24 protein-coding genes and 1 pseudogene are annotated in these 23,695 nt (G+C 65.2%); 10 read left to right on the top strand and 15 right to left on the bottom strand.

The features are described 5' to 3' along the window. The first annotated feature begins 31 nt into the window (after positions 1 to 31). From ACTJLC_RS21290 to ACTJLC_RS21275, 4 genes are all read left to right on the top strand, one after another. Positions 32 to 1,114 (top strand): glycosyltransferase family 4 protein, encoded by a 1,083-nt coding sequence (locus ACTJLC_RS21290; RefSeq protein WP_073429590.1) that lies wholly within the window; start codon positions 32 to 34, stop codon positions 1,112 to 1,114. Between the two features lie 373 nt (positions 1,115 to 1,487). After that, the gene (locus tag ACTJLC_RS21285) at positions 1,488 to 2,615 is read left to right on the top strand and encodes a glycosyltransferase family 9 protein (RefSeq protein WP_073429514.1); all 1,128 of its coding nucleotides are present in this window, start codon (positions 1,488 to 1,490) and stop codon (positions 2,613 to 2,615) included. Continuing rightward, positions 2,615 to 3,919 (top strand): O-antigen ligase family protein, encoded by a 1,305-nt coding sequence (locus ACTJLC_RS21280; RefSeq protein WP_073429515.1) that lies wholly within the window; start codon positions 2,615 to 2,617, stop codon positions 3,917 to 3,919. The genes ACTJLC_RS21285 and ACTJLC_RS21280 overlap by 1 nt, the downstream gene beginning before the upstream one ends. 63 nt (positions 3,920 to 3,982) lie before the next feature. After that, entirely contained in the window at positions 3,983 to 5,236 is a 1,254-nt protein-coding gene (locus ACTJLC_RS21275) for a glycosyltransferase (RefSeq protein ID WP_073429516.1), read from the top strand. Between the two features lie 38 nt (positions 5,237 to 5,274). Here the strand turns inward: ACTJLC_RS21275 and ACTJLC_RS21270 are convergent, their stop codons facing one another. Together ACTJLC_RS21270 and ACTJLC_RS21265 are read right to left on the bottom strand one after the other, a co-directional pair. Next, on the bottom strand, positions 5,275 to 5,568 hold the full coding sequence (locus ACTJLC_RS21270; RefSeq protein ID WP_073429517.1) for a hypothetical protein: 294 nt from the start codon (positions 5,566 to 5,568) through the stop codon (positions 5,275 to 5,277). A gap of 171 nt (positions 5,569 to 5,739) precedes the next feature. Further along, a complete protein-coding gene (locus tag ACTJLC_RS21265) occupies positions 5,740 to 6,288 on the bottom strand; it encodes an ester cyclase (RefSeq protein WP_073429518.1) in 549 nt (182 codons plus the stop codon). A 105-nt stretch (positions 6,289 to 6,393) separates the two neighbouring features. Between ACTJLC_RS21265 and ACTJLC_RS21260 the strand changes: the two are divergent. The 4 genes and pseudogenes from ACTJLC_RS21260 to ACTJLC_RS21245 all read left to right on the top strand — a co-directional run. Then, a pseudogene (locus ACTJLC_RS21260) lies at positions 6,394 to 6,742 on the top strand (MFS transporter); the annotation flags it as partial. Positions 6,743 to 6,830: 88 nt separating this feature from the next. Next, positions 6,831 to 7,754 carry a recombination-associated protein RdgC gene (locus ACTJLC_RS21255; RefSeq protein WP_073429519.1) on the top strand — a complete coding sequence of 308 codons (924 nt, stop codon included), beginning with the start codon at positions 6,831 to 6,833 and terminating at the stop codon, positions 7,752 to 7,754. A 98-nt stretch (positions 7,755 to 7,852) separates the two neighbouring features. Next, positions 7,853 to 9,274, top strand: coding sequence for an HdeD family acid-resistance protein (locus ACTJLC_RS21250; protein WP_073429520.1), 1,422 nt, complete (start codon positions 7,853 to 7,855; stop codon positions 9,272 to 9,274). A gap of 260 nt (positions 9,275 to 9,534) precedes the next feature. Beyond that, positions 9,535 to 10,338: a transglutaminase-like domain-containing protein gene (locus ACTJLC_RS21245; RefSeq protein WP_073429521.1), complete on the top strand. Its 804-nt coding sequence runs from the start codon at positions 9,535 to 9,537 to the stop codon at positions 10,336 to 10,338. 59 nt (positions 10,339 to 10,397) lie between these two features. Here ACTJLC_RS21245 and ACTJLC_RS21240 read toward each other — a convergent pair whose 3' ends face one another. From ACTJLC_RS21240 to ACTJLC_RS21225, 4 genes are all read right to left on the bottom strand, one after another. Further along, the gene (locus ACTJLC_RS21240) at positions 10,398 to 11,606 is read right to left on the bottom strand and encodes an MFS transporter (RefSeq protein WP_073429522.1); all 1,209 of its coding nucleotides are present in this window, start codon (positions 11,604 to 11,606) and stop codon (positions 10,398 to 10,400) included. Between the two features lie 121 nt (positions 11,607 to 11,727). Further along, positions 11,728 to 12,201: a VOC family protein gene (locus tag ACTJLC_RS21235; protein ID WP_440845041.1), complete on the bottom strand. Its 474-nt coding sequence runs from the start codon at positions 12,199 to 12,201 to the stop codon at positions 11,728 to 11,730. 34 nt (positions 12,202 to 12,235) lie between these two features. Then, the gene (locus ACTJLC_RS21230; protein ID WP_073429524.1) at positions 12,236 to 12,712 is read right to left on the bottom strand and encodes a VOC family protein; all 477 of its coding nucleotides are present in this window, start codon (positions 12,710 to 12,712) and stop codon (positions 12,236 to 12,238) included. A gap of 207 nt (positions 12,713 to 12,919) precedes the next feature. Next, positions 12,920 to 14,509 carry an SH3 domain-containing C40 family peptidase gene (locus ACTJLC_RS21225; RefSeq protein ID WP_073429525.1) on the bottom strand — a complete coding sequence of 530 codons (1,590 nt, stop codon included), beginning with the start codon at positions 14,507 to 14,509 and terminating at the stop codon, positions 12,920 to 12,922. Positions 14,510 to 14,759: 250 nt separating this feature from the next. Between ACTJLC_RS21225 and ACTJLC_RS21220 the strand changes: the two genes are divergently transcribed. Both ACTJLC_RS21220 and ACTJLC_RS21215 read left to right on the top strand, forming a co-directional pair. After that, complete coding sequence (locus ACTJLC_RS21220) at positions 14,760 to 15,191, top strand: TOBE domain-containing protein (protein WP_073429526.1); 432 nt, start codon at positions 14,760 to 14,762, stop codon at positions 15,189 to 15,191. A gap of 90 nt (positions 15,192 to 15,281) precedes the next feature. Next, on the top strand, positions 15,282 to 15,779 hold the full coding sequence (locus tag ACTJLC_RS21215) for a GAF domain-containing protein (protein ID WP_073429527.1): 498 nt from the start codon (positions 15,282 to 15,284) through the stop codon (positions 15,777 to 15,779). Here ACTJLC_RS21215 and ACTJLC_RS21210 read toward each other — a convergent pair. The 9 genes from ACTJLC_RS21210 to purD form a co-directional block, all read right to left on the bottom strand. Further along, positions 15,751 to 16,017 (bottom strand): hypothetical protein, encoded by a 267-nt coding sequence (locus ACTJLC_RS21210; RefSeq protein ID WP_073429528.1) that lies wholly within the window; start codon positions 16,015 to 16,017, stop codon positions 15,751 to 15,753. The genes ACTJLC_RS21215 and ACTJLC_RS21210 overlap by 29 nt on opposite strands. Positions 16,018 to 16,066: 49 nt before the next feature. After that, positions 16,067 to 16,282 (bottom strand): hypothetical protein, encoded by a 216-nt coding sequence (locus ACTJLC_RS21205; protein WP_073429529.1) that lies wholly within the window; start codon positions 16,280 to 16,282, stop codon positions 16,067 to 16,069. A gap of 552 nt (positions 16,283 to 16,834) precedes the next feature. Further along, positions 16,835 to 18,304, bottom strand: coding sequence for a ribonuclease G (rng, locus tag ACTJLC_RS21200; RefSeq protein ID WP_073429530.1), 1,470 nt, complete (start codon positions 18,302 to 18,304; stop codon positions 16,835 to 16,837). Between the two features lie 9 nt (positions 18,305 to 18,313). Beyond that, positions 18,314 to 18,943 carry a Maf family protein gene (locus ACTJLC_RS21195; protein WP_073429531.1) on the bottom strand — a complete coding sequence of 210 codons (630 nt, stop codon included), beginning with the start codon at positions 18,941 to 18,943 and terminating at the stop codon, positions 18,314 to 18,316. Positions 18,944 to 19,209: 266 nt separating this feature from the next. After that, positions 19,210 to 19,680 carry a 23S rRNA (pseudouridine(1915)-N(3))-methyltransferase RlmH gene (gene rlmH / locus ACTJLC_RS21190; protein ID WP_440845037.1) on the bottom strand — a complete coding sequence of 157 codons (471 nt, stop codon included), beginning with the start codon at positions 19,678 to 19,680 and terminating at the stop codon, positions 19,210 to 19,212. A 57-nt stretch (positions 19,681 to 19,737) separates the two neighbouring features. Continuing rightward, positions 19,738 to 20,190: a ribosome silencing factor gene (gene rsfS / locus ACTJLC_RS21185; RefSeq protein ID WP_073429532.1), complete on the bottom strand. Its 453-nt coding sequence runs from the start codon at positions 20,188 to 20,190 to the stop codon at positions 19,738 to 19,740. A 4-nt stretch (positions 20,191 to 20,194) separates the two neighbouring features. Beyond that, complete coding sequence (locus ACTJLC_RS21180; RefSeq protein WP_440845034.1) at positions 20,195 to 21,019, bottom strand: nicotinate-nucleotide adenylyltransferase; 825 nt, start codon at positions 21,017 to 21,019, stop codon at positions 20,195 to 20,197. Further along, the gene (gene hemF / locus ACTJLC_RS21175; protein WP_073429533.1) at positions 21,010 to 21,933 is read right to left on the bottom strand and encodes an oxygen-dependent coproporphyrinogen oxidase; all 924 of its coding nucleotides are present in this window, start codon (positions 21,931 to 21,933) and stop codon (positions 21,010 to 21,012) included. Before hemF ends, ACTJLC_RS21180 begins: the two co-directional genes overlap by 10 nt. A 254-nt stretch (positions 21,934 to 22,187) precedes the next feature. Continuing rightward, positions 22,188 to 23,486 carry a phosphoribosylamine--glycine ligase gene (gene purD, locus ACTJLC_RS21170; RefSeq protein WP_440845032.1) on the bottom strand — a complete coding sequence of 433 codons (1,299 nt, stop codon included), beginning with the start codon at positions 23,484 to 23,486 and terminating at the stop codon, positions 22,188 to 22,190. Positions 23,487 to 23,695 lie beyond the last annotated feature (209 nt).

Below are 23,695 nucleotides of genomic sequence, written 5' to 3'. Positions count from 1 at the left end.
CCCCGGCGCCCCTCGCGCGTTTCTTTGCATGATGAAAATCGGAGTGTCCAGTAATGCGCTGAAACACAGCGGCGGCCTCGAGCGGTATGCAATGGACCTGGTGCGGGGCTTTGCCGCTGCCGGCATCGAACTGGCGTTCTTTGCGCGCCGCTTCGACATGTCGTTGCCGGAGGCGCGCATGGTCGAGCCGCATCGTATCCGCGTGTCGTTTCTGCCGGGCAAGCTGCGCGAGCGCTGGTTTTCGTGGCGGCTGCGCCGGGCGCGCCGCGCGGCCGGCGTCGACGTGCTGATCGGCTGCAACCGCGTCGACTCGTCCGAGATTGCGATTTGCGGCGGCACGCACCTCGGCTTTCTGCGCGCCACCGGACGTGCGCCAAAGCGTTCGGACCGCTGGCAGATCGCGCTGGAGCGGCGCCAGTACGAACGGGCGAGCGTGATCGTCGCGCACTCCCAGTTGATGCACGATGAGTTGCGCGAACTGTATGGCGTGGATGAGCAGAAAATCCGCGTGCTGTACCCGCCGGTCGACGGCGCGCGCTTCGCCCCGATCGACGCGGCCCAACGCATGGCGCTGCGCCGCAGGTTCGGATTCGCCGACCATGAGATCGTGCTGCTCTTTCCGTCCAGCAGTCATGAGCGCAAGGGCTTGCCGCTGATCGAAGCCGCCTTGCGCGACACCGCCTTGCCGGTGGTGCTCGCGGTCGCGGGACGGCCGCCCGAGCACACCTCCGCGCGGGTGCGCTACATCGGCTACGTGAAAGATATCGAGGACGGCTACCGCGCCGCCGATTTCACGATTCTCGCGTCGAAATACGAGCCGTTCGGGCTGGTCGGTGTGGAGTCGGCCATGTGCGGGACGCCGGTGATTCTGCCGGCGAGCGTCGGGTGCTGCGATGCGATCGCGCCGCACGCCAAGTTCGTGTTCGCTGCGGGCGATGTCGCCGACTTGCGCGCGACGCTCGAGCGCGCGGTGCGAGGGCGGCTCACGATTCAGCAATCCCAACCGCGATGGCAGTCGGAACTGGCTCGCGACGCCGTGCTTTACGACACGAGCGTCGCCGGCCACGCCGACGCCTTACTTGCGCTGGCAACGTATATCCGCGGCGCAAATTGACAGCGCATGCGCGCGGCGGCGCGGGCTTGGCGCGCACCCGTCATGGTCGCGCCAAGCCGCGCCGGTTCTACGTTCCAGCCATCGTGCATGATATAGTTTCGGGTTATAAAAGCATGGGTCTCAGCCCTGACCGACTACTCAATTGTCTTCACTGCGCTTCCAATGTCGGGGTGATTCGGCGGGTGCCGCAAGGCGCGCAGCGTCTGACTGCTCCGGTGGTGCCGTGTGCGGTTCGAAGGCATGGGAGCGGAAGTCAACGACAAGAATACCGTTGGAGATTCTTCATGGGGAACACGACCTCGAGTCGGCCGGCGCATAGCCCGTTTGCGGTCGGAACAAACGGAATAAACGGAATAAACGCGCCGGTCACGCGATGAGCCGACTATCCGGGCGTATTCGCATCTTCGGGCGTGCGCTTCCGCGCTTCGCGCTGAAACCGTGGCGTCGCAAGCCGGCTTCCGTGCAGCGTATTCTCGTTGCGCACCATCTCCTGCTCGGCGATACGTTGCTGCTAACACCGCTGCTTGCCAAGCTGCGCGTCCGCTATCCGAATGCCGAACTCGTGCTCGCCTGTCCGAAGGCGATCGTGCCGCTTTATGCGGGGCGCCCTTTCGGTGTGATCGCTTTGCCGTTCGACCCGCGCGACGTCGCGACGGTCAAGGGGATGCTCGATTCAGGACCGTACGACCTCGGCTTCGTGCTGGGGGACAATCGGCACAGCTGGCTTGCCATGGGCGCCGGTTGCCGCTGGATCGTCGCTCACGCCGGCGACGCGCCCGCGTGGAAAAACTGGCCGGTCGATGAGCCGGTCGCGTATCCGGCAACGCCGGCCGCGTGGGCCGATCTTGCGGCCGAACTGGTGGACGGGCCGCCGCCGGCGCGTTATCGGCCGTCCGATTGGCCCGCGCCCCGGCACGCGGCATTGCCCGATGCCGATCTGCTTACGCGGCCTTACGTCGTCCTGCATCCGGGCGCGAGCACCGCGGTGAAGCGCTGGCCCGACGCGCGCTGGCGCGAGCTTGCTGAGCGCATCGCGGCGCTCGGCTGCATGCCGGTCTGGAGCGGCGGTCCCGGGGAGGCCGAATTGATCCGCGACATCGACCCCGATCCCGGTCATCCCAATCTCGCGGGACGGCTCGGCCTCGGCGAACTCTGGCATCTGTTCGCCGGGGCGAAAGCGGTCGTGTGTCCCGACACCGGCGTCGCGCATCTAGGCCGCCTCGTCGGCGTGCCGACGGTTGCGCTGTTCGGTCCCGGCAACGCACGGATTCACGGCGCGGGCGATTACTGGAGCGAAGTGCCGTTCCAGCCGGTTACGATTGCGGAGATGCCATGCCGCGATCAGCCGTTTATCTTTCGGCGCGAGATTGCATGGGTTCGGCGGTGCGACCGCGATTCGACCACCTGCGTCGCATGGAACGGCGACCACGCGGACTGCATGGGCCGCATTTCGGTGGAATCGGTGTACCGCGCATTACACAATGTTTTGATGGGAGCTTAATGACTAACACGTTCGCGCGCGTCGAGCGCGTTTTGTGGATTGCGTGTCCGGTCATCCTGTTCGCGGTGATGTTCGGCCATATGACGGCTATCGTGTTCAACGCACTCGCCCTGCTGGCGCTCGGTACGCTCGCGGCGGCGTGCTCGTCCGAGCGTCCGCCCATGTGGCGTTGGCCGCTGTTCCTGCCGATCGCCGGCTGGGCCTCATGGGGACTTGCGTCCGTCGCGTGGTCCGCTTATCCGGCGGTCAGCATCCACGCATGGTGCGATGAAGTGCTCTATCCGCTGGTGTCGTTCTGGGGTTTCTGGCTACTCGGCACGAAGACCCCGCACGTCAACCGCTTCGTCATGATCAACTGGATCGCATGCGTGCTGCTCGTCGGGATCAGCGCGGTCTACTGGGGGCATTTGCAGCCGCCCACGCCGAGTACGTTTCCGCTGCATTTTTATAATCGCGTCGGTCACACCAGCACGCTCGCGGTGTTCGCGATCGCCTTGTTCTGCGGTGTCCTGTTGCGTCCGCGGTGGTGGCCCGTGGGCGTGGCCGGTCTCGTGTTTTGCCTGTTCATCGGACTCGCCACGCTCAATCGCTTCTTCTGGCCGGCCGCGGCGGCCACGCTGCTGGTGGCGCTGTTTCCGCTGTATCGGCGGCATATCGTGCTTGCGCTGCTTGCGTTCGTGGTGGTCGGGGTGGCGACCGTCGGCACGCTCGAGTACAGCGCGCGGCTGCGTTTGAGCGACGCGCAGGGCGCGGCGGCCACACGCGATATCGCCATCGAGGGCCATCAGGTTCCGCTTCCCCAGGCGTTTTCGAGTATCGGCGACACGGTGTCTGCCGATACGCGCCCGAAGCTGTGGGCGTTCTACACCTCGGAAGCGAAGCGTCACAAGTGGATCGGCGTCGGCTTCGGCAAACCGTTGCCGGGCATGGTGTACCGCAACGAGATGCCGCAGAACCTGCTGGCGATCGAACCGCAGGCCCTCACGCATGCCCATAACCTGTTCATGAACACCTGGCTGCAGACGGGCGTGGTGGGCGTCGTCCTCGAGACGGTGTTGCTGCTGTGGCTCGTGGGCGCGTTCTGGCGCACGCGAGGCGGCGACCCCTGGTTGTGCGCGGCCGGCATCGCGCTGGTGGCCGGCATGATCGCCAAGAACACGACCGACGACTTCATGTGGCAAACCACCATGCTGGCGTTCTGGTCGTTCGCCGGTCTGTTGCTGGGCAGCGCGCAGCGGCGCGGCGGCCAGGGCACCGCGGCGGGGCCCGCGTCGCGCGACGTATTTCGCGGGGCGTCCCGATAGCGGCCGGGCGCGCGACCCGGTTCATCACCGTTGAATTCATCCGGTCAGGATGCGGGGCACAGCATGAAATACGAGAGTGAAGACGATGGCCCGGATCAGATCGATCCGCCGCGCCGCATCCTGTTTCACATCAACGACTTCGGCAAGGGCGGCACGGAGACATCCTTGCTCGCCTGGCTCAAGGTGCTCGACCGGCGGCTCTTTGCGCCGAGCCTTTCGGTCACTTATCCGACCGAGGAACTGGCGTTCTGGCGCGCGCAGGGCATTCCCGACGACGTGCCTGTTCACGTGCTGGCGTCGTCGCGGTGGATGTACGCGTTGCACGGCGCCCAGCGCCAACGGAAACTGAGTGTGCCGCTCAAGCTGTTGCACAAGGCGCTGACCTACTGTCTGATCCGGCCGCTCGCCGCGAACCGCTTTCGCCGCCTGGCGGGCGGCCATGAGATGGTCTGCGACTTCGACTTTTCGTTGCGGCATCTTGCGGGCAAGTACGGCGTGCCGTGGTTCGGCGTCAGTCACTTCAGTCTTGCCACGCGCCTTGGCGGCAAGAGCAGGCGCTATGTCGCTCGCCGTGTCAGACACTATGCGCGCTACGACGCGATTGCGGTTCTCACGCCCGACATGTTGCGCGAGGCGCGCGACCTGTTCGCCGGCCAGCGTTCGCATGTGGCGGAACTCCCCAATGTGATCGACGTGGAATCGCTGCGGCTGAAGGCGCGTCCGTCGATCGAGCGGCCGGCGGAGTCGTTCATCGTCTCGGTGGCCCGGCTCGACGAAGGGCAAAAAGACCACAAGACCCTGCTGCGCGCGTTCGCGCAGCATCGCGCCAAGCGGCTGCGTCCGGTCGACCTCGTGCTGATCGGCGAGGGCCGCGACCGCGCCGCGCTGGAGGAACTCGCGCGAGAACTCGGCATACGCGAGTCGGTGCACTTTCTGGGTTTCCGCGCGAATCCGTTTCCCTATATCCGCGCGGCGGAAATGCTGATCCTGAGCAGCCGCTACGAGGGCTTCGGCATGGTGCTGGGCGAGGCGATGGCGCTCGGCACGCCGGTGATTTCGACCGATTGCCCGACCGGTCCGCGCGACCTGCTCGAAGGGGGCAAGGCCGGCTTGCTGGTGCCGCCGGGCGACGTGGACGCACTGGCTCGCGCGATCGAGCGCCTGCAAACGGATACCGAATTGCGTCAAACGCTGGTGCGTCGTGCACACAGGAAAGTGGCGACCTTCGCGCCCGAGAGCGCGAACCAGCGCATGCTGACGCTGGCGCGGCGGATTTCCCCTCGCGGCCGGCCACCCGTGCCGGCTGCCGCCGACTGAACGCCTTCCGGTTCCGCGACGGGCGGCGCGTTCGCCCGCTACACGCCGCCGGTCACCAGCGAGAGCACCGACAGGTCCGGGTGCGTGCCGTCGACGATGCTGCGCCCCGCATGCACGGCTTCGTAGCACGCGTCCTCGATGCTGGCGAACGACTCTTCGCCGTCGGCATGAAACGGCACCGCGTGACCCGGAATCGCCGGGTCCGCGCCGGGGTGGCACACATAGCCGATGTAGGTGAAGCGGCCGTCATCGGGTTGCTTCGGCCGGGGCGATACGTGGATTTCGAATCCTTCGTACTCGACCATCTGCCAGGTGGCTGGGTTATCGGACATGGCTTATCTCCGTGCGAGCCGTGCGGATGACGTGTGCGCTGCTAGCGCGTGGCCGATGGACATCATCGTCGGTCCGTCACGGTGCTGGCGATCGATTTCCGCGGCACGCCTGTCAAAAAGTCTAGGCGATTTCAGCGCGAAGCGCGCCCCAGGTCCGATGCGGCGAAACCACTATGGCTTGATCGCGCCCAGTTGCTTTAGCAGCGTCAGGTTGTCCTCGAGGTGCCAGTTCTCGACGATGCGGCCGTCTTTCACGCGATAGAGGTCGAAAGCCTGGAAGTCGATGGTTTCGCCGTGGCCTTCGAGGTTCTGGAACCGGCCGGTGAAGTGTCCGCGAAAATGCAGATGAACCGACGCGCGGTCGCCGGCCACCACGAGGTCGTCGATGTCGGCGCGCAGGTCGGGCACGGCCGCGCGAAATCCCTTCGACGCCTGCAACGGACCCTCGGGACCTTGCGGCCGTCCGTCAGGCAAGGTGCGGTCGATGAACGCGGGCGACAGCGCGAGCTTCGCATAGGCCTCGTCGCCGGTGTTCCAGAACGCGGCGTAGCGGCGCGCGGCCAGTGCGACCGCGGCGCTCTTTTCCGAAGCGGCATGCATGGCGAGATGGCGTGGCGCGGGCAGTGCGTCGTCGCTCGCGGCGTGGGCGTTCATCGCGCCAGCGAGGCTTGCAGCGATCAGCGCGAGATGGGCCAACCGGGTGGAGAGGAGAGGGGGCATGACGTGTTCCAGAGAAGTGGGTTGGGACGACGCGCATTCTCTGGTGAACGGCAAGGTTTGATAATCGGGCTGGTGTTTGAAGGATTTTCGGGTTTGGTTTGAAAATGGCTCGCGTTGCTCGGCATGTGCCTCGCCACGATCCCGCACGCGATGTTCTACGGCGCGATCGCCGGCATCCTCGCGCGCGTTTCCCGCCAACGTGCGCTATACCGGGCTGTCGCTCGCTTATCAGATGTGTTCGCTGCTCGTCGGCGGCGCAACGCCGCCGTGCGCGCAATGGTTGCTGAACACGACCGGCAGCATCGTCGGCGTGGCCGTGTCGTCCGCGCTGTATGCGGCCGTTTCGCTGGTGGCCACGCTGATGCTGCTCAACCGCACGGGATTCAGGGCCGACGAACCGTCGACGGCCGAGCGCGCGGATGCCGGCGAGAGGGGGGCTAACGGCGATGCCAACGCGGGACTCGTCGCCCACCACACCCCATCGACGCCGCCCCGCCCGCCGTCATATAAAATGGCCCGCCTTGCCCATAAACAACCCCGCCATGTGGTTCAAAAACCTTCAGTTGCACCGTCTTCCCGCTCCGTGGTCCGTCACCCCCGCACAAATGGAGAAATGGCTCGCGCCGCACGCGTTCGCACCCGGCAACAGCGTCGAAATGCAAAGCCACGGCTGGGCCTCGCCGCGCGATAACGAATCGCTGGTGTACTCGCTCAATGGCCAGATGCTGCTGACGTTTCGCACCGAAAAGAAACTGCTGCCTGCCTCGGTCGTCACGCAGGTGACCAAGGCGCGCGCCGCCGATCTCGAAGAGCAGCAAGGCTTCAAACCCGGCCGCAAGCAGATGCGCGAACTCAAGGAGCAGGTCACGGACGAACTGCTGCCGCGCGCCTTCAGCATTCGCCGCGACACGCGCGTGTGGATCGACACGAAAAGCGGCTGGCTCGTGATCGACGCGGCCTCGCAAGCCGTCGCCGACGAAGTGCGCGGCCTGCTCGTCAAATCGATCGATCAGTTGCCGCTCGGCACGGTGCGCGTCACGCAATCGCCGGTCGCGGCGATGACCGGGTGGCTCGTCGCCGGCGAAGGTCCCGCGGGCTTCACGCTCGACCAGGACACCGAGTTGCGTTCGCCCGCCGAGGGCAACGCGACCGTGCGTTACGTGGGACACGCTCTCGACGCCGAGGATATGCGCCGTCATATCGAAGCCGGCAAGCAATGCATGCGGCTCGCGATGACGTGGAACGACCGCGTGTCGTTCGTGCTGACGCCGTCGCTCACGATCAAGCGCATCGCGCCGCTCGACGTGTTGAAGGAAGCGGGCGACTCCACCGCGCAGAACGACGACGAGCGCTTCGATTCCGACCTCACGCTGATGACCGCCGAACTCGACCGCATGCTCGGTGATCTGCTCGACGCGTTGGGCGGCGAACAGGGCGAGGCGATGCCGCAAGCCGCGGCGGCCTGAGCCGCGACTGTCCTCGACGCGCCGGTGCGTTGAGCGACGTTATCGTGAATGTGTGAAGATTGCGGTCGGGACAACGCGTTGCCCGAGGAGGCTTTGCGATGGTTCGTCTGGTCATGATTCTGCTCGGCGTCGATTATCTGCGCACGCGCTGGCGCTCGTTGCAGCGCATCGGCTGCGTGAGCCTGCTGCTCGGCATGGTGGTGTTCATCGACGCGCTCGACGGCGCGCTCTATTTCCCCATCATGCCGTTTGCATTTTTACTGCTGCTCGAAGGGCTCGCCACGCTGGCGGTCGCCTGGACGGGCATGGGCGGGCAACGCACGCTGCGCTACGTGAAGGGACTCGCGTTCTGCTTCGCGGCGGCGCTGATACTCGCCGGCCATCATCACGGCCACTTCATTCTGTCGATGATCTTCGGCACGCTGTTTCTCGCCGACGGACTGCTGCAAATCGTCTCCGCCAGAGTGGTGCGTTACCGCACGTGGAAGCTCGCGGTGATCGGCGGCGTCGTCGAAATCGCGCTGGCGATTTTCTTCTATCAGCCGTATCCGACTCACTATGTCGGCACCGTGCCCTACTGCCTCGGGCTCGGCCTGATGTTCGGCGGCTGGAATCTGCTCTTGCTGAGCACGCGCGTGCGGCGTCTCGCGTCGAATCCGGCGGTGGCGTCCGGTGATGCCGAAGCCGATGTCGCGAGTTCCGCGGCAGGCGCGGCGGCTCCCGGCCGGCTGGCCGCAGTCGAATGGGACGGTCCGCCCGCCCCCGACGAAGCCGCGCTGACCGTGCACGTATGGACGCCGGTGGGTTCGGCGAAAGGCGAGGCGCGGCGGCAGCCGATCGTCGATCGCTATATCGCGGCCGTGGATCGCAACGGCGTGATTTCGACCGGACACGCGGCGCTCGAATCGCCCGAGGGCATCTATATCAGCCTGTATCCGGGCGTCGAAATCGATCGTTCGCCCGACGACTTCGCGCGGCTGTTGCGCGCCACGCGCGAGAACGACGTGCCCGGCGTATTCCAGCCCGATTACCGCACGGAAGCGAAGGCGTGGTGTCCGTCGACGGTTCAGGTGCGCATCCGCAATTACGATCCCGCGCGCCTGCGCCGCTTCTGGGACAGCTATCGGCAGGACACGACCTACAACCTCACGTATCGCAATTGTTCGAGCAGCGTGTCGCGTGCGCTCGAGGCGGCGATCGAGGGCGCGTCGGCGCGCGTGTGGGGTGGCCTCGGCGGCTGGCGGCCGTTTTTGCGCGTGGTCACGACGCCGGAATTGTGGGTGGCCGCGCAACTGCGCAAACGCGCCGCGACGATGGCGTGGACGCCCGGCCTCACGCTCGATTACGCCCGCGCGCTCAGCATGCTCGCGGACCCGCGGCCATCGGGCTGGACCAGAATGGCGCGCCTCGCGGTGCGCAGAATGGTTCGCTCGCGCCAGCAATGGCGCGAGGAAGCCCGCCATGCACAGGCGGGCCAGCAAGGCGCGGACGATGCCGCGGCAGGCGCGCTGCGCGAATGACGCACGCTGGCGCCTTCCGGCGTTCGTGGCAGCACGCGTGACGTGCCCAACTTCCGGCGTCACTGTAAAAACGGCAATCGCATCAACAGGTTGCGGATTTTGTCGGACAGTTATGCACAGATTTGTTCCCAGTTTCTGTTGATAACTTCCACACGCGCGACGTCACCGCCAAATGAATGATCTGAGCCAATATGGCGGGTGTATGCTGAAAGCGGAAGCCTCTCGTTGAGAGCACGTTTCAACTGGAAGAGGACGCCGCAATGAAATTGCACGTTGGCTACGAGCTGGTCTATGGTTGCGAGCAACCCACGCCGATGATGTTGATGTTGAACACGCACTACTCGCATGCGCACGAGGTGCTGAGCCCGGACGTGCTGACGGTCCATCCTCCGGTGCCGATCACGCAGTATCGGGACGGCTTCGGCAATCTATGCAGCCGGCTGGTGGCGCCGCCGGGCACGATAGCGCTCTCCACGAGCGCGGTGCTCGAAGTCTCGTCGGTGCCCGAGACGCGGCCGCCATTTACGCATCAGCATCCGGTCGAAGCACTCCCTGACGATACGCTGGTGTTTCTGCTGGGCAGCCGCTACTGCGAGACCGACCTGTTGTCCGAATTCGCATGGCAGACGTTCGGCAAGTTGCCGCTCGGCCGTGAGCGCGTGGATGCGATCTGCGATTACACGCACAACCATATCGTGTTCGGCTACGACTTCGCGCGGCCCACCAAGACAGCATGGCAGGCCTGGCAGGAAAGAAAGGGCGTGTGTCGCGACTTCGCGCATCTGGCGGTCACGCTATGTCGGGCGATGAACATACCGGCGCGGTATTGCACCGGCTATATCAGCGATGTCAACCTGCCGCCGCCTTATGCGCCGATGGATTTCGCCGCGTGGTTCGAGGCGTATATCGGCGGATGCTGGCAGACGTTCGACCCGCGCAACAACGCACCACGCACGGGGCGGGTCTTGATGGCGCGCGGGCGCGACGCCGCCGACGTCGCCATTAGCAATGCGTTCGGGCCGACGCAACTGGTGAAGTTTGCCGTCGTCTGCGAGGCGATCTAGCTGCGTTGCGAGCGAGTAGGGAAGTGAAGCGCCCGGCTTTCGAATAAACCGGATGCGCGCTATTCGCCGAGCACCAACGCGCGTTTGCGCCGAAGCAACGCCGAGCCGACCGAGACCGCCGCGCCGATGCCGCCCATCGCCACCGTGAGCGCCACGATCAGCGGACCGGTTTGCGTGCGCGCCGAGAACACACCCACCAGCAGACCGGCAAGCGGCTGCGTCATGTTGTTCAGCAGGATGATCACGCCGGTGGTCTTGCCGTAGTCCTGCGGCGGAATGATTTTCTGCCGCGCGCTGCGAATGTAGACGTTGAACATCTTGTCGAAGCCGACGATCAGCAAGAAGCCGAGCGCATAGCCCCACGGCGCCGCGCTCGCGCCGGCGATCACGCCGCCCGCGCAGATCGAGACGAACGCGACCCGGCCCAACATCGCGGCCCGCCACGCGTTGCGCGCGATCGCCAGGAGAATCACCACAGTGGCGACGGCGCCGGCCGTTTGCAGCCCGGCATAGTAGCGGTCCGATTGCGCGTGAAAGCCGGTGACCATCGCCGCCGAGGTGGCGAGCGTGACGCCGATCACCAGATTTTCGGCGGCGGCGAGCAGCACGATTTTTTTCAGGCCGGGCAGGACCAGCACGTGGCGCAGCGCGATGCGTAACGGCAACGTCCAGTGGCCCGGTGCGGCGGAAGGCGGGGCGTCGGCGCGAAAGCCGCTCATGTGTTGCCACAGTAGCAGCGCGCCGTCGGCGAGCAGGAACAGCACGCCCGTTGCGGCGACCACCCATTCCCAGCGCCACAGGCCGAGCAGCAGCGCGGCCAGCATCGGGCCGAGCACGAAACCCAATTGATCGGCCAACTGCGAGTAGGCGAGCACGCGCTGAAACTGCTGCGTGCTGAAGATCCGCGGCAACATCACTTCGCGCGCGACGAGGCCCTGGCTCGTCAACACGCCGCATAAAGCCGATAGCGCGATCAGCCAGCCGATGCCGCCAAACAGCGCATAGGCCAGCACGCCGCCGAAACACACCAGCGCCCGTATGGTCTGACTGACCCGCATCAGCCTGAGCGGCGAAATGCGGTCGCATAAAGCGCCGAAGAAGGGAAACACCAGGTAGCGCGGCAGCGTTTCGATAAAGAACGCGAGGCCCGACCACGAGACCTGGTGCGTCGTTTGAAATACGACGAGCGGCACGAGAAACAGCAGGATCTGATCGGCGAGGCGCGCGACGAACAGCGAGTAGAAGAAAGCCTGATGGTTGACGCGCACCGTTCATATCCCGCCGTTCATGGGTCGAGACCGATCGTATCAAACATCGCGGTCTCGTGGCCGGCCGCCCTGATGGCGCTTCATGACGGTCCGGCCTTCACGGCCGTTTCGCAACGGCGCATCAGCCTCCGCGATAAGCCTCTTCGAGCGTCGCGATGTCCAGCTTGATCATTGTCATCATGGCCTGCATCACGCGATTCGCTTTCACCCTGTCCGGATCTTGCAGCATGCGGAGGAGGGCGTCAGGCGCGATCTGCCACGAGACGCCGAACTTGTCCCGAAGCCAGCCGCATTGCCAGGGCGCGCCGCCCTCGCCGAGTTTCGCCCAGTAGTGGTCGACCTCCTGTTGCGAGCCGCAGTGCACGAACAGCGAAATGGCCGGCGTGAACGGGTAATCCGGGCCGCCGTTCATCGCCATGAACTCCTGGCCGTCGATCTCGAACGTCACGGCCAGCGCGCCGCCCTCCGGGCCGGGGCCGGCTTCCGTGTAGTGCAGGGTGGTGGCGATGCGGGAATTGGAAAACACCGACGTATAGAAGCGCGCGACTTCTTCCGCATTGCCGTCGCACCACAGGCACGGCGCAATCTTTTGCATGACGAGTCTCCTGTTTATGGATGGCGCGTGCGGTTCACGGCTGACCGCACTGCATGTCGCGCATGCCGGCCTGAATCTCTTCCATGCTCAGATCGCGCTTGTGCGTGGCCAGCGACCAGCTATGGCCGAACGGGTCTTTCACCTGACCGTAGCGGTCGCCCCAGAACATGTCGGTCACGGGCAGGGTCACCGTGGCGCCCGCTTCGACCGCCTGCCTGAAACTGGCGTCGACATCCTGCACATAGTGATGAATCGTGACCGGCGTGCCTTTCAGTGAATTCGGACCGAACGTTTGATGCTCCGGCCATTCGTCGGTCAGCATCAGCATGGAGTCGCCGATCTTCAGGCACGCGTGCATGACCCGGCCGTCCGGCGCGGGCAGGCGGAACTGTTCGACGGCATTGAAGGCTTTCACGTAGAACGCGATGGCGTTCGCGGCATTCGCGCAGACCAGATAGGGCGTGAGCGAATGCATGCCTTCGGGGATCGGTTTGACAGCGGGGCTGGACATGACGGCGACTCCTTGAAGTAACAGGTTCGTGAGGTGAAAGACCGGCTGCGCGAGCCGGGTCTTCAACGTTACGACGAGCACCGCGCCGTGGAATCGACACTCCGGGAAAAATATTTTTGAGTACGGGTGTGCGGTTCCGTGTGTCTCCGCCTGCCGCGGACGCAGCGCCTGGCTGGCCGCATGCATGGTCCAGGACCGGCGAGGCGTTCAGCCGGCCGGATTGTCGTCGTCAGGCGGCGTTGCCGCGCCGCCGTCCGGCGCACCGAGGATGCTGATCTGGAAAATCGGCGTCGCCGCGAGCGATTGCAGCGCGGCGTCCTCGGGGATGTGTTCCAGCAGCGGCAGGATCACCGAGCCGCCGATCACCGCGCGCCGGCTGTTGTCGGCGGGCCGCAGCCCCCACACGTCCTGATAGACCACCGGCACCGCGACGCCGTTGCGGGTCGTGTTGCCGAGATAAAGCATCACGTGGCCGCCGATGTAGATCAGCGTGCGCATCGGTTCGCCGTGCCCGGCCAGATAATCGAGCCGCTGCGCGGGCGTGGACGCCGATAGATCGGTCATGCGCCCGGCGCTCATCTGCGTCGACGAATGGCGCGGCAGCCATACGCCGAAGGCCGCGAAGATGCTTTGCAATTCCGACGAGCAGTCGTTGTAGAGCCCGCTGTTGCCCCAGCCGTAAGGCCGGCCGATCAGCGCTTTGAGCAGCGTCGCCAGATGACGCGGGGTGGCGGCGAGCGGCATCGGAGCGATTTGCGCGTCGCTGAGTTCGGCGCTGCGAATGAGCGCGTGGCCGTCCGCATCGCGGGCAGGCACGAGGACTTTGCGGGCGATGGGGGCGTCGGGGCTGGGTGCCTTGCCCGCTCGGGAATCGGCGATCGCGATTGGTGCGAGCGGCAGCAGCGTGCCCGCCGGCGCATCGAAGCGGAATACGCCGCGGCTGTCACGCACCGGCGCCGACGCCACCGTCACCGCGCCCAGCGACTTTGCCGCGGCGGCGCGCCAGCTGTCGACGAAGCGCTCGTCGGCCATGCCGAGCCCGTCGCTGCGCACCCAGCCTTGCACGTCGGGCGTTTGCACGTAGCGCCATGCGCCGTCGGCGCTGCCGCCCAATACGTACAGCGGCGTGCCCGGCCGCACGGCCGAGATTTGCAGATTGTCGAACGGATAGCCTTCGCCGGCCAGACGGTGGTCGTAGAACGACGGGTCCGTCGTCGGCAGCTCGCGCACCATCAGGTTGTTCGTGGCGATCGCGCGGCGCTCCGGCTGGTAGACGGGTTCCTGCGTGAACTGCCCGACGTCCATGTTTTGCGCGATGGCGTCGATCCACGCCTTGTCGTGCGGCCGGAAATTTTCGCCGTAGCCGACGGCCGCGCCGCGCTTGCCGGAGTTGTCGAACTTGGCGATGCGGCGCTCTTGCAACGCGGCGATGTCCGCCCCTTGCTGGCGGTACACGCGCATCGTCACGTAAGCGGAATTCCACGGCGAGGGCGAGCTCGTGCCGGTGCCGAAGTAGCGCGCGTGGAGCGCCTTGAAGTGCGCCCGCTGTTCGGCGGGGCTCAGGAACGGCCGGTCGTAGCTCGGGCTATCCGGCTCCAGCCAGTGGTCGACGTTCTGGTCGTAATTGGCGATCGGGTAGAGCGCGACGGTGTCGAGCGGCGCATGCGCGTCGCGTGGCGACGAGGGGTTGCTGCAGGCGGCGATCGTCGCCAGAGCGGTGAAGGCGGTGCACAGCGCGGCGGCGCGGCAGGCGCTCGGCAACGCGGCGGCAAGGCGGGAAAAAACGGCGACAGGCATAGGGTTCGGCGTGGAAGGTCCAGGGCACGATGATACGGTGTCGCGCGGCGCGGCGGGGTGGTCGATGCGGATCGAAACGGGCCGGGGCTGACTGCTGACTGGCGTTGACTGAGGCGATAGCGCGCCTCGCACGATCCCGCCACGCGCGGCGAGTGGTCCGCTACACTCGCCTTGCTTGTTCGACCCCTTGCCTCGAAACGCGTTTTGCGAGGCTGCTTCAACCAGGTAACCACGAAACCAGGAGAACGGCATGCAAACCAGCGCCCGCAATCAATTCGCCGGCGAAGTGACCGCAGTCAAACGCGGCGCGGTGAACGACGAAGTCACGCTGCGCACCGACGACGGTCTCGAGATCGTCTCGATCGTCACACACGGTAGCGCCACGTCGCTCGGACTTGCGCCAGGAAAGAAGGCGTTCGCGCTGGTCAAGGCATCGTCGGTGATCGTGATGGTCGACGTGGAGAAGCGCCAGGTGTCGGCGCGCAATTGCATCGCCGGCACGGTGTCCGCGGTGACGAAGGGCGCGGTGAATTCCGAAGTGACGATCAGCGCGGGCGGGACGAGCGGCGCAAGCATCGCGGCGATCATTACCAACGAAAGCGTGGAACGCCTGGGTCTCGCGAGCGGCCAGTCGGCAACGGCGATTTTCAAGGCATCGAGCGTGATTCTCGGTGTCGAATGAGGATCGGCACCCGTGCTGAACGAAATGGCCGCTTGATTTAAACTGCACGGCCTTGCTGTTCCTCTTTTCGCTTTCATCACGGACGTCGCCATGTTCGAAGTCTCCTCCACCACGCATCTGCCCAAGGCCGCGCAATACGAAGAACTGGTCGGGCAGGCGCGTGCACTGCTCGCCGGCGAAACCGACTGGATCGCCAACGCCGCGAATTTTTCCGCGTTCGTGTTCCATTCGCTGAGCGATCTGAACTGGGCCGGCTTCTACTTTCACGACGGCCGGGAACTGGTGGTCGGCCCGTTCCAGGGCAAGCCGGCCTGCGTGCGCATCGCGCTCGGCAAGGGCGTCTGCGGCACGGCCGCGCAAACCCGGCAGACGCAAGTGGTGCGCGACGTGCACGCGTTTCCGGGGCACATTGCGTGCGATTCGGCATCGCAGTCGGAAATCGTCGTGCCGCTCGTCGCGCCCGACGGCACGCTGATCGGCGTATGGGATGTGGATAGTCCGGTCGTCGCGCGTTTCGACGAAGAAGACGCGAAGGGGATGGAAGCGTTGTGCGCGGTGTTTATCGAGGCGGCGTTGCCGCGGGGGTAGCGGCTTGTTGGCCTTCGCGTCCCGGCACGGGCCGACGACGTCCATCGATACGGGCTTTCGCGTACTCGATAGCGAACTGACAGGCCGCCTTCTCGGACGCAAAGTACCCCAGAATGCCGAACGTCTCCCGCTTGCCGTTTCGATGCGTCACCACGGCCATCGCCGCATAGCCCGGTATCGAAATGGGCGCCAGCGGCATGATGGTCGACGTCTTGTATTGAACTTGATCGGCGTGCATGGCACATCCCTCCTCGTCGTTGCCTGGCAATCGGTTTGAGCGAACCGATCTAATACGGACTGTCGTCGGTGAGTTCGTCGAGTTCCAATAGCAGGCCATCCACTGCGCGAAGCTGAGCTTGCGTGAGGTGGTCGTAATCGAGGAGCGCGTTGAGCCGCTGTCGCCAGTAATGGGTTGAGAGATGAGGATCACCCAACTCACCATACGACGACAGCCGCATCACGCGACTGATATGCGCAATATCCTGGTCGATAAGGATATTCATATATCTCCCGTGTCATTCCTCGTGTTCGGCCGAAGGCTCTATTTATTTGCGTCTAACGAATAGACTAGGTTAATTTTCCGCGAACTGCCAACGTCAAATTGCCGATTGATCATCGCCTAAAATGTAAGCATGGTCGCAACCTGATAAGGAGGCCGCCATGTCGGATTCAATGTTGGCGATTTTGTTGGGGATTGTCGTCGTTGCATGTGGCGCTGCGATTTGGGCCGCATCCAGCAATGAGGAGCGGCTAAGCCAGTGGTTCAGGGAGCATCATCTTCGTGATTTGATGAAACATCGACACTGATCCGGTTCGCAGAACAATTAAGCCCCGCTGAGCGGGGCTTAAAAAGCGGCGCGCGGACGGTTGGCCGCGACCTTTTATGCCAAATTGTTAGGCGTTTGTTGCGCCCTGTTGTCAATCGCCAGGGCGACCCGAATGCCAATTGCATGCGCTTTCGAACGGAATAAAAGGACTGCGGCAATTACATCGCCGATCGAGAATCCGGTGGCCACCCTTGGCGCATTCCAGGCCGGTCGATCATGCATGGCGGTTCACATCAACACGATGTCGTACTGCTCCTGGCTCAAATTCGACTCCACCTGCAACGACACCGTCTTGCCGATGAAATCCATCAGCATCGCCAGATGCTGCGACTCTTCCTCGAGAAACAGATCGATCACCTGCTGCGACGCCACCACGCGAAACTCGCGCGGATTGAACTGCCGCGATTCGCGCAGGATCTCGCGCAGCACGTCATAGCACACGGTGCGCGGCGTCTTGACTTGCCCCTTGCCCTGGCACACGGGGCAAGGCTCGCACAGCACATGCGCGAGCGATTCGCGCGTTCGCTTGCGCGTCATCTCCACCAGCCCGAGCTGCGAAAAACCATTCACGGTCACGCGCGTGCGATCGCGCGACAACGCCTTCTTCAATTCGCCCAGCACCTGGTCGCGATGCTCGACGTTTTCCATATCGATGAAGTCGATGATGATCACGCCGCCGAGGTTACGCAGCCGCAATTGCCGCGCGATGGTGTGCGCGGCTTCGAGATTGGTCTTGAAGATCGTGTCGTCGAAGTTGCGCGCGCCGACGTAGCCGCCGGTGTTCACGTCGATGGTGGTCATCGCTTCGGTCTGGTCGATCACGAGATAGCCGCCCGACTTCAGCTCCACCCGGCGCGACAGCGCGCGCTGAATTTCCGCCTCGATGTTGTACAGATCGAAGAGCGGCCGCTCGCCGGTGTAGTGATGCAGCTTCGACGACACCGCCGGCGTGAATTCCGCGGCGAAGTCGGCGAGCATTTGATACGTCTCGCGCGAGTCGACCTGAATGCGCGACGTTTCGTCGTTGACGAAATCGCGCAGCACGCGTTGCGCGAGATTCAGATCCTGATACAGCAGGCTGGTGGGCGGCATGCGCTGGCCTTGCGAAATGATCGTCGCCCACGTCTTGCGCAGATACGCGACGTCGCCGGCGAGTTCCTCGCTGCTTGCATCTTCGGCGATCGTGCGTACGATGTAGCCGCCTTTTTCATCGGCGGGCAGCACTGCGGTCAAGCGCGCGCGCACCGCTTCGCGTTCGGCCTCGCTTTCGATCTTCTGCGAGATGCCGATGTGCGGTTCCTGCGGCAGATACACCAGCGTGCGCCCGGCAATGCTCACTTGCGTGGAGAGCCGCGCACCCTTGGTGCCGATCGGGTCCTTGACGACCTGCACCATCAGCGTTTGCCCTTCGAACACGATCTTCTCGATCGGCTGATGCGGCGCCTGATGCTGCGGTTCGCCGGCAATGCGCGGATGCCAGATATCGGCTACGTGCAAAAACGCGGCGCGTTCGAGACCGATGTCGATGAAAGCCGATTGCATGCCCGGCAACACGCGCACGACCTTGCCCAGATAGACGTTGCCGACGCGCCCGCGCGACAGCGTTCGCTCGACGTGAAGTTCCTGGACGGCGCCTTGCTGAACGAGCGCGACGCGCGTTTCCTGCGGCGTGACATTGATCAGGATTTCTTCATTCATGGTGTTGTTTTAGAAGTCGATGCGCGCTGCGCGCAGGAGCGCAGCGGTTTCAAAAAGCGGCAAACCCATGATACCTGAATAGGACCCGTCGATATGCTCGATGAACTCGGCGGCGCGTCCCTGCACGCCGTAGGCGCCCGCCTTGCCGAGCGGCTCGCCGCTCGCCGCATAGCGACGGATCGCGTCTGCGTGCATTGCAGCAAAACGCACCTTCGACACCGATAGCGCGGCGGGCAGCAGCGCGCCTTGCGCGTCCACCACGGCAACGGCCGTCAGCACTTCGTGAGCGCGTCCGGCGAGGCGCGCGAGCATCGTGACGGCGTCGTCCGCGTCGACCGGCTTGCCGAGAATCGCGTCGTCGATCGTGACGGTTGTATCCGCAACCAGGATCGGCCGTGCGGCATGTCCTCCCGCTACGAGGCGCGCCCGGGCCGCGTGCGCCTTGGCGACGCACACGCGCTGCACGTAGTCGCGCGCGTGCTCGCCGGGCAGTTCCACTTCAAGCGCCTCGGCATCTTCATCGGGACGCGGCAGCAGCAGTTCGAAGCGCACGCCGAGTTGTTGCAGCAACTCCTGGCGGCGCGGACTTTGGGAGGCGAGATAAACGAACGGATGCAGCGAGTCGGCGGGCATGGGCATGAACAGGTCTCGATGAAACGGATGGCGTCAAGCTGCGAGTGAGCGCGTTGCTCGCGGCGTCGCGCGAGCCTTGCTCGCAGTCCGACGCGCGGGCGCATGCGCGCTCAGCGAGGCGTGCGCGCTTGCCTGCTTACCCGCGTGCGTAATCGCACGGCTTGATGCAGGGATAAGCATTTGCACAGATGCGCGGCAACGCAAGTCAACGAGGCAACGAGGCAACGAGGCAACGAGCCGATCGCCCTGCCGCGCGGCGCCAGCCGTTTCGCTCACGCGCGATGATAGGGGTGATTTTGCGTGATGGTCCACGCACGGTAAAGCTGCTCGGCGAGCAGCACGCGGACCATCGCGTGCGGCAAGGTGAGGCTCGACACGCGCAGCAGCATATCGGCGCGCGCCTTCAGATCGGGATCGAGCCCGTCGGCGCCGCCGATCAGAAACGCCACGTCGCGGCCGTCCTGCTGCCAGCCGGGCAGGGCGCCCGCAAGCTGCATGGTGGTCCAGTCCTTGCCGCGTTCGTCGAGCGCGACGATGCGCGCGTTCTTCGGCAACGCGGCTTCGATCTTCTGCCGCTCGGCGGCCATCACGCTTTCCGCCGGCCGTCCCGACGAACGCTGCTCGGGCTTGATCTCGCGCGGCTCGATGCGCAGCTCGGGCGGCATGCGCTTCGCGTATTCGTCGAAGCCGGTGGCGATCCAGTCCGGCATCTTGTGGCCGACGGCGAGGATATGCAGTTTCATCACGAATGCGGTCGCGAACTTGTCTTGCGGACGACGCGGCGGGCCGGCAACGCGCGCTTACTTGCGGCGCGCCGTCGCCTTGCGCGCGGGCTTCGCGGCGGGCGCTTCGTCTTCCTCGTCCTCGTCGTCGGGCTCGCTCGAGCGCGCGCCGCCGAACGGATCGGGCGTCGACAGCTTGATGCGCACCGGCTTGTCGCCCCAGATTTCCTCGAGGTTGTAGTACTGGCGCAGCGCCGGTTGCAGGATGTGCACGACCGCGTCGCCGCAATCGACCAGCACCCATTCGCCGATGTCCTCGCCCTCGGTGCTGATGATGTCGCCGCCGGCTTCCTTCACGCCTTCCCGCACGCTCGAAGCGAGCGCCTTGGTCTGTCGGTTGGAGGTGCCGCTCGCGACGATCACGCGATCGAACAGCGCGGTCAGGTGGCTGGTGTTGAACACCTTGATGTCTTGCGCCTTGACGTCTTCGAGAGCGTCGACGATCACGCGTTGCAGTTTGCGAATATCCATGAGATTACCGGTGGTACAGATGATGTTGAAGAATATAGTCCCACACCGCGGTGGGGACATGGCTCACGGCCTTGGCCTGGTCCTGGCTTGCTTGCGCGCGCTCGCGCTGTTTCTGGTCTTGCGGTTCGCCGCTCGCGTGCTGGGCGAGCCGCCGGCTCACCTGTTCGCGCAGATGCGCGCGAATGTCGGTGGCCGAGACGTTGAACGCCAGCGTCGTATCGATCAGCAAGTGGCCGCTGGGCGTGGCTTGCAGCACCTCGGCGCGGGCGCGGCGCGCGTCGATTTCCCGCGCCAGCGCCGCTGGAATCGACGCGAGGTCGAAGCCCGGCCGCGTGGCCGCGCAAATGTGCGCGTAGTCGAACAGGCGCCGCCAGTCGCGCCATGTGTCGAGGTGCACGAGTTGATCCGCGCCGATCAGCAGCGCGATCGACGCTTGCCCGCCTTCGCGTTCGCGCCAGCGTTGCAGCGTGTCGACCGTATAGGTGGGGCCGTCGTGTTCGATTTCGTCGGTCGCGACCCGCACGGCCACGCCGGGCAGCACCAGTTCGCTTGCCGCGGCGCGTGTCATCGCGAGTCGATGCACGGCCGGCGACACGTCCGACTTCTGCCACGGCTGACCGGCCGGCAGCAGCACCAGTTCGGTCAGGCGCAGCACCTCGGCGAAACGCCGCGCGAGCGCGAGGTGGCCGTCGTGAATCGGATCGAACGTGCCGCCGAGCAGTCCGATCCGGCGAGGCAGGGCGACAGGATGAGCGTTCGGCTTCAGGTGAGGATCCTTTTGTCGTGTCCACGTGAAGGGGCGTGCGGGCCGGCCCGGCCTCACACCCATTCGCGCGGCACGAGAAAATCGCTGTAAAGGCGCGCTTCCGGCGTGCCCGGCTCGGGCTGCCAGTTGTAGCGCCAGTTCACCACAGGCGGCATCGACATCAGAATCGATTCGGTGCGTCCGCCGCTTTGCAGCCCAAACAGTGTGCCACGGTCGAACACCAGATTGAACTCGACGTAGCGCCCGCGCCGGTAAGCCTGGAAATCGCGCTCGGCCTGGCCATATGGAATGTTGCGGCGCTTTTCGATGATCGGCAGATACGCCTCGAGGAATCCCTCGCCGACGCTCTTCACCATCGCGAACGATTGAGCGAAGCCCGGCGCGGAGAAATCGTCGAAGAAAATCCCGCCGATGCCGCGCGGTTCGTTGCGGTGCTTGAGGAAGAAATACTCGTCGCACCAGCGCTTGAAACTCGGGTAAAGCTCCGCGCCATAAGGCTGCAGCGCGTCGCGGCAGACGCGGTGAAAATGCCGTGCGTCTTCCTCGTAGCCATAGTAGGGCGTGAGATCCATGCCGCCGCCGAACCAGAACACCGGCTCCTCGCCGGCCTTGGTGGCGACCAGCAAGCGCACGTTCATATGCACGGTCGGGCAATGCGGATTGTGCGGATGCAGCACGAGCGACACGCCCATCGCCTCGAAGCCGCGCCCGGCCAACTGCGGGCGCGCCGCGCTCGCCGAACCGGGCAACGCGTCGCCCGCGACGTCGGAGAAGCCGATGCCGGCGCGCTCGAAGAAGTTGCCGCCTTCCAGGATCCGCGTGCAGCCGCCGCCGCGCAGCTTCTCGCCGGGGGCGCGCTGCCATGCGTCGGTTGCGAACGGCGTGCCGTCGAACGCGCCCAGCGTGTCCGCGATCTGCGTTTGCAGGCCTTGCAGCCAGCTGCGCACGGCCTGTGCGTCGAAGCTCGAATCGTTCATGAATGCAGGTGCTGAGGGCGGCACGCTCGTCGTGCCGCGGGTTCTACGTGAAGGGCGACGGCCGGGCCATCGGCAGGATGAACCTGCGAAGGCGCGGCGGTACGGTGATTCGCGCCGGGCAGTCGGGCTATTGGCCCGCATGAGCCGATATCGGCATCGCCTGATGCAATGAGCACGGAAACGGCCGCGAAACCGGTCGCGAAAACCCGCAGTGTAGCGCCGTTGGCGCCGCACGCGGGCGAGTGGGGCATGGCCTACTGCTTGCCTTCGGTCCTGGCGTCGTGCTTGCGGTTCAGCGCCCGGTAGCCGATGTCGCGCCGATACTGCATGCCGTCGAACGAAATCTGGTTGATCGTTTCATACGCGACCGACTGGGCGCTGCGCACCGAGTCCGCCAGGCCCACCACGCACAGCACGCGGCCGCCCGAGGTGGTGAGCTTGCCGTCCGCGAGCGTGGTGCCGGCGTGGAACGTGACCGAATCCGAGGTTTCAGCGGGAATGTCGCTGATACGGTCGCCCTTGCGCGGCGTGTCAGGATAGTTGTACGCGGCGAGCACGACGCCCAGCGCGGTACGGCGGTCCCATTCCAGTTCGACCGTATCGAGCGTGCCGGCGATTGCCTGCTCGACCACCTTCGAATAGTCGCCCTTCAGACGCGCCATGATCGGCTGCGTTTCGGGGTCGCCCATGCGGCAGTTGAATTCGAGCGTCTTCGGATTGCCTTGCGCGTCGATCATCAAACCGGCGTACAGGAAGCCCGTATAGCGGATGCCTTCCCTCTCCATGCCGCGCACGGTCGGCAGAATGATTTCGCGCATCACGCGCGCATGCAGTTGCGGCGTGACGATCGGCGCGGGCGAATACGCGCCCATGCCGCCGGTGTTCGGGCCCTGGTCGCCGTCGAGCAGGCGCTTGTGGTCCTGGCTCGACGCGAGCGGCAGCACGTGTTTGCCGTCCACCATCACGATGAAGCTCGCTTCCTCGCCCGTGAGGAATTCCTCGATCACGACACGCGCGCCGGCGTCGCCGAGCTTGTTGTCCGACAGCATCATGTCGACCGCCGCGTGCGCTTCTTCCAGCGTTTGCGCGACCACCACGCCCTTGCCGGCGGCGAGGCCGTCGGCCTTGATGACGATCGGCGCGCCCCTGGCGTCCAGATACGCGTGCGCGGCGGCGACGTCGGCGAAGGTTTCGTATTCTGCGGTCGGGATCGCGTGACGCTTCATGAACGCCTTGGCGAAATCCTTCGAGCTTTCGAGTTGAGCGGCCTCCTTGGTCGGCCCGAAAATCTTCAGACCGCGCGAGCGGAACAGATTCACGATGCCGGCGGCGAGCGGCGCTTCCGGCCCGACCAGCGTGAAGGCGATCTGCTCTTTCTCGGCGAAATCGGCGAGCGCGGCGGGCTCGCTCATGTCGATGTTGCGCAGACGCTCGTCCTGGACGGTGCCGCCGTTGCCTGGCGCCACGTAGACGAGCTGGACCCGCGGCGATTGCGCGAGCTTCCATGCGAGCGCATGTTCGCGACCGCCGGAACCGACGACGAGTAACTTCATGAGAATCCCCGAGACTTAAAAACCATGAACGGCCGACGCAGCGCGCGCTCAGCCGTGGATATCAGCAAGATTCGCACAGCGCTCGCAGCCGGGAAGTGGCGCAGGGCACATAAGCGAACCGGAGTGGCCGTGGCGGGCAGCGGGCGCGAAGGCCCGCTAGCGTCCGCCAACGCCCGTTCAGCGACGACGCGAGGGCCGGCCGGCGGCGT

The organism is Paraburkholderia sp. 22099, from assembly GCF_052045835.1.
Lineage (GTDB): Bacteria > Pseudomonadota > Gammaproteobacteria > Burkholderiales > Burkholderiaceae > Paraburkholderia > Paraburkholderia terricola.
This window is presented reverse-complemented; position numbering and strand designations above follow the sequence as displayed.

Coding starts and splice junctions, on each gene's coding strand:
- ACTJLC_RS21230 (WP_073429524.1), bottom strand. CDS start 12,712: ATGTCCAGCCCCGCTGTCAAACCGATCCCCGAAGGCATGCATTCGCTC.
- purD (WP_440845032.1), bottom strand. CDS start 23,486: ATGAAGTTACTCGTCGTCGGTTCCGGCGGTCGCGAACATGCGCTCGCA.
- ACTJLC_RS21265 (WP_073429518.1), bottom strand. CDS start 6,288: ATGCCCCCTCTCCTCTCCACCCGGTTGGCCCATCTCGCGCTGATCGCT.
- ACTJLC_RS21225 (WP_073429525.1), bottom strand. CDS start 14,509: ATGCCTGTCGCCGTTTTTTCCCGCCTTGCCGCCGCGTTGCCGAGCGCC.
- ACTJLC_RS21255 (WP_073429519.1), top strand. CDS start 6,831: ATGTGGTTCAAAAACCTTCAGTTGCACCGTCTTCCCGCTCCGTGGTCC.
- ACTJLC_RS21180 (WP_440845034.1), bottom strand. CDS start 21,019: ATGGGTGTGAGGCCGGGCCGGCCCGCACGCCCCTTCACGTGGACACGA.
- ACTJLC_RS21220 (WP_073429526.1), top strand. CDS start 14,760: ATGCAAACCAGCGCCCGCAATCAATTCGCCGGCGAAGTGACCGCAGTC.
- ACTJLC_RS21245 (WP_073429521.1), top strand. CDS start 9,535: ATGAAATTGCACGTTGGCTACGAGCTGGTCTATGGTTGCGAGCAACCC.
- ACTJLC_RS21290 (WP_073429590.1), top strand. CDS start 32: ATGAAAATCGGAGTGTCCAGTAATGCGCTGAAACACAGCGGCGGCCTC.
- ACTJLC_RS21205 (WP_073429529.1), bottom strand. CDS start 16,282: ATGAATATCCTTATCGACCAGGATATTGCGCATATCAGTCGCGTGATG.
- ACTJLC_RS21210 (WP_073429528.1), bottom strand. CDS start 16,017: ATGCACGCCGATCAAGTTCAATACAAGACGTCGACCATCATGCCGCTG.
- ACTJLC_RS21280 (WP_073429515.1), top strand. CDS start 2,615: ATGACTAACACGTTCGCGCGCGTCGAGCGCGTTTTGTGGATTGCGTGT.
- hemF (WP_073429533.1), bottom strand. CDS start 21,933: ATGAACGATTCGAGCTTCGACGCACAGGCCGTGCGCAGCTGGCTGCAA.
- ACTJLC_RS21215 (WP_073429527.1), top strand. CDS start 15,282: ATGTTCGAAGTCTCCTCCACCACGCATCTGCCCAAGGCCGCGCAATAC.
- ACTJLC_RS21270 (WP_073429517.1), bottom strand. CDS start 5,568: ATGTCCGATAACCCAGCCACCTGGCAGATGGTCGAGTACGAAGGATTC.
- rng (WP_073429530.1), bottom strand. CDS start 18,304: ATGAATGAAGAAATCCTGATCAATGTCACGCCGCAGGAAACGCGCGTC.
- rsfS (WP_073429532.1), bottom strand. CDS start 20,190: ATGGATATTCGCAAACTGCAACGCGTGATCGTCGACGCTCTCGAAGAC.
- rlmH (WP_440845037.1), bottom strand. CDS start 19,680: ATGAAACTGCATATCCTCGCCGTCGGCCACAAGATGCCGGACTGGATC.
- ACTJLC_RS21235 (WP_440845041.1), bottom strand. CDS start 12,201: ATGCAAAAGATTGCGCCGTGCCTGTGGTGCGACGGCAATGCGGAAGAA.
- ACTJLC_RS21195 (WP_073429531.1), bottom strand. CDS start 18,943: ATGCCCATGCCCGCCGACTCGCTGCATCCGTTCGTTTATCTCGCCTCC.
- ACTJLC_RS21275 (WP_073429516.1), top strand. CDS start 3,983: ATGAAATACGAGAGTGAAGACGATGGCCCGGATCAGATCGATCCGCCG.
- ACTJLC_RS21250 (WP_073429520.1), top strand. CDS start 7,853: ATGGTTCGTCTGGTCATGATTCTGCTCGGCGTCGATTATCTGCGCACG.
- ACTJLC_RS21285 (WP_073429514.1), top strand. CDS start 1,488: ATGAGCCGACTATCCGGGCGTATTCGCATCTTCGGGCGTGCGCTTCCG.